At 74.3% G+C, this 3,650-nt stretch carries 3 protein-coding genes; 1 reads left to right on the top strand and 2 read right to left on the bottom strand.

What is annotated here, in order from left to right; translation table 11 throughout:
- Window positions 1-57: 57 nt before the first annotated feature.
- The gene (locus ACSNOD_RS29640; protein WP_436770167.1) at window positions 58-1,242 is read right to left on the bottom strand and encodes a questin oxidase family protein; all 1,185 of its coding nucleotides are present in this window, start codon (window positions 1,240-1,242) and stop codon (window positions 58-60) included.
- A 617-nt stretch (window positions 1,243-1,859) separates the two neighbouring features.
- Here ACSNOD_RS29640 and ACSNOD_RS29635 point away from each other — a divergent pair.
- Window positions 1,860-2,864, top strand: a complete 1,005-nt coding sequence (locus ACSNOD_RS29635) for a sigma-70 family RNA polymerase sigma factor (RefSeq protein ID WP_436770166.1) — start codon at window positions 1,860-1,862, stop codon at window positions 2,862-2,864.
- Window positions 2,865-3,021: 157 nt separating this feature from the next.
- On the opposite strand, the gene ACSNOD_RS29630 is transcribed toward ACSNOD_RS29635, so the two are convergent.
- Window positions 3,022-3,650, bottom strand: a 629-nt coding sequence (locus ACSNOD_RS29630) for a P1 family peptidase (protein ID WP_436770165.1), incomplete at its 5' end; no start/stop codon positions are given.

The raw sequence follows: 3,650 nt of genomic DNA, 5'->3' as shown, positions 1-3,650 counted from the left end.
GGACTGAGGCCCGCGGGGGCGAGGGCCGGCTCGGGGGCGGGACCGACCCCGCGGGCCTCAGTCCAGGGGGTCGATCGTGGCACAGGCGCGCTCGATCGCCGCGTACGCCGGCATCGGGTCGTCCCCGGCCGCCTCGGCCCAGGCAACGGCGTCGAGCGCGGTGTCGGTCAGTTTGATCGCGTGCTCGTCGCCGTGCGCGGCGGCCAGGGCGGACGCCTCGCCGGGGGTACGGGTGTCCGTGGCGGTGGTGGCCGGCAGCCCGAGGGCGGGCGCGTACGCGGCGGTCACCGCGGCGCTCGCCAGCCAGGCGGCGTCCAGGCTGGGGGCCCACAGATCGGTGGGCAGCGCGGGCAGCACACGCAGTACGGCGTTGGGCGCGGTCGCCGCGTGCACGAGCATGACCGGTTCGCCGTGGCCATGGGTGGCGTAGCGCGCCACGGCGGCGGTGATCAGCTCGCGCAGCCGGGTGCGGACCGCCTCGGGGTCCTTCTCCCAGTCATCAGCTACCCGGTCGTCGCCCACCCAGTCGTCGGCCACCCGTCCGTTCCCGTTCTGGGCGAGGGGGCCGAGGGCGGGGGCGCCGGGCCAGTCCGGCAGGGAGGTCAGCTGGGCGAGCCGGCCGCGGATGCCGCCGCTCTGGTCCGCCACGCGCGGCACGGCGGCGAGGGCGCCGCGGGCCGAGCCCGGGACCGGCTCGGGCCATGGATCGAGGTGGGGGAGGGGCTGGTGACGGGCGGCCCAGTAGCCGAGGCCGTGCGCCAGTTCGCGGATCAGCGGAGTCGGCGGGGCCGACAGGGGAGCCGAAGAGCCCGACGTGGAGGTCGCGCCCTCCGCCATGAGCAGGCTCCGTACGGCGTGCCCGACGCGGATCGCCGGATGCGTGGCGCCGGCGGCGATGCCCGGCAGCAGCCGCGGCCACCACTCGGCGAGCAGCTCGCGCCAGGGCCGCTCGGCGGTCTCGCGCTCGAAGTGCCTGATCCAGTCGCCGGCGCGGCGCGCGTCGCCCAGGGCCTCACGCCAGTTGGCGCGACCGATGGGGGTCAGCGGAGCCGGAACCTCCGCCAGCTTGGGGCCGTAGGCGTCGAGCCAGCGGTGCACGGCGGGGGCGTGGCCTCGCCGGACCAGGGCCTCCACGGTCATGGGCGCGTGGTTGGAGAGCCAGCCGCCGCGCTTCTCGGGGCCGAAGACGTGCAGGCGTTCCAGAGCTTCCTCGAGTGTTCCGCTCGCGTCCTTCGTGTCCATGCCTTCACGCTAGGCGACCGGGCCCGGCAGCGTAACGGGCTGCGGACCGAAGCGGCGCCGGTCATGAGGCCCAGCGATGGGGGCCGAACAGCCTAGGCCGCAGGGCTGAGGCCCCGGGCCCTGTCCGGACATTCGGACTTCCTTACGCCGCACCGGCCCCAGCGGTCACTCCCGTACGCGGTCCCGGGCCCGTACGGGCGCCGGCGCAACCGGAGAGCGCCTCATGCCGTCTTCAAGGGTGGAAACGCGGCCGCCCGCCCGACGGTGACCGGCTGTGACCGGCCGTGACCCGTGGACGGCGAAGGTCGGCGAGGACGCGGCCTGCTCGCTCCCGGTGCCCCGCGTTTCTCGTGTGCGTTTCCCCGCGTTTCCCCGGGGCAGACGGTCGGCCGACGGTGCCCGGCGCGGTCTCCGCCCCGGTGGTGACCTGCGCTTCTCGCGCCCTGTGCGCATGTGGGAGCGCCATGTGGCCGAACAGGGTACTGCATGATCACAGAAAACGAAGGGTCGCGTGGGAATTCTGTCCGGATTCCAGTCGTTGTTTCCTTCGGAACGGGCATCCGCGAGGGTGTTGCGTTCGCCATAGACCGCGACCTACTCATCGCAAGGGAGCTCGCATGGCAACCCGTGCCGTCGCCCGTCGTCAGTCCGCCGGCACCAGCGGCGCCGACAGGGCAAGCAGTGTGCGCGCCGCAGGCGGCGAGATCGCCGATCGCGACCTGGTCGGCATGTACCTCGACGAGATAGCGCGCACCCCTCTGCTCGACGCCGCCCAGGAGGTCGAGCTGTCCCAGGCCATCGAGGCCGGGGTCTATGCACAGCAGATCCTCGACGGAGAGGTCGAGGACGCCCCGGGCGCCGGGGCCGACCGCGAGGAGCTGGCGGCCATCGCCGCCGAGGGGGCGAGGGCGAAGGACGTCTTCATCCGCTCCAACCTCCGGCTGGTCGTCGCCGTGGCGCGGCGTTACCCCCGCAGCGGTCTGCCCCTGCTCGACCTGATCCAGGAAGGCAACGCCGGCCTGGTCCGCGCGGTCGAGAAGTTCGACTACACCAAGGGTTTCAAGTTCTCCACGTATGCCACGTGGTGGATTCGCCAGGCCATCACCCGTTCCATCGCCGACCAGTCCCGCACCATCCGGCTGCCCGTCCACCTCGTGGAGGAGCTGGGCCGCATCCGGCGCGTGCAGCGGGAGTTCAACCGCGAGAACGGGCGCGAGCCGGAGCCCGCCGAGGTCGCCGCCGAGCTGGGCACGACCCCGGAGCGCGTCATCGACGTGCTCGACTGGGCCCGCGACCCGGTCAGCCTCAACATGTCGGTGGACGACGAGGGCGAGACCCAGTTCGGCGACCTGCTGGAGGACACCTCGGCGGCCTCGCCGGAGCAGTCCGTGCTGGTCATGCTGCGCCGCGAGGGGCTCGACGAGCTGATCGGCAGGCTCGACGACCGCACGGCCTCGATCATCAAGGCGCGCTACGGCATCGAGGACGGCCGCGAGCGCACCCTCACCGAGGTCGGCAAGCAGCACGGTCTGACCCGGGAGCGCATCCGCCAGATAGAGAAGCACGCCCTGCTGGAGCTGAAGAAGCTGGCACGGGACACCGGCTTCGACGCGGCCGCGTGACGCGCAGCGCCGGCATGCGGAGCGCCGGCCCCCTGAGCGTCGGCACGCGCAGCGCCGGCATGCGGAGCGCTGGGCAGGGCGCCGGTACGCGCAGAGCGCCCGGTACGCGGAGCGCTGGGCAGGGCGCCGGTAGGCCGAGTGTCGGCGCGGCCGGCGCTCAAAGTGCCGGCACCTGGTCCGGGTACAGCTCCGCGTAGCAGGGGAACACCCCGCCCGGACCGTCCACGCTCTCCGCCGCCAGCACCGCCTTCACCACCGCCCGGGTCAGCACGTCCGCCCCCGCCGCGAACACCTCGTTCAGCGCCCCCGCGGTCGCGTGCACCGCGTACGGCGCCGGCTTGCCGCCCCCACCCGTCGCCACCAGCGGCCGGTCGCCCGTGGCCAGGGCGAACACCGTGTCCCCGTCGGAGAGCTGGTGCACCGGCCGCACGGCCCGCGCCAGCCCGTCGTGGGCCGCCCCCGCCAGCTTCTGCGCCTGCGCCCTGGTGAGCGTCGCGTCCGTGGCCACCACGGCGAGCGTGGTGTTGAGCGGTGGCCGCACCGACGCCGCCGAGCGCAGCGCCGACTCCGCCCGCGCCGCCGCCAGCAGTCGCTGCGCCTCGGCGTGCCGGGACGGCGACGGCAGCGCGAGCCCTTCCCGCCCGGTGGCCGTGAACCACTGCCCGTACAGCGCCCCCGTCACGGGGTCGTGCACCGAGCCCGAGGCGTTCACCACCACCAGGGCCGCCACCGTCGTGCCCGTCGGCAGGACGACGCTCGCCGTTCCCGTGCCCCCCTTCACACCCC

It is taken from the genome of Streptomyces sp. URMC 123, assembly GCF_051386515.1.
Lineage (GTDB): Bacteria > Actinomycetota > Actinomycetes > Streptomycetales > Streptomycetaceae > Streptomyces.
Note: the sequence above shows the minus strand (reverse complement) of the source record. Positions and strands in the feature narration are given on the sequence as shown.

Excerpts from the sequence above, each read along its gene's own strand:
- ACSNOD_RS29640 (WP_436770167.1), bottom strand. The coding sequence starts at position 1,242 with ATGGACACGAAGGACGCGAGCGGAACACTCGAGGAAGCTCTGGAACGC.
- ACSNOD_RS29635 (WP_436770166.1), top strand. The coding sequence starts at position 1,860 with ATGGCAACCCGTGCCGTCGCCCGTCGTCAGTCCGCCGGCACCAGCGGC.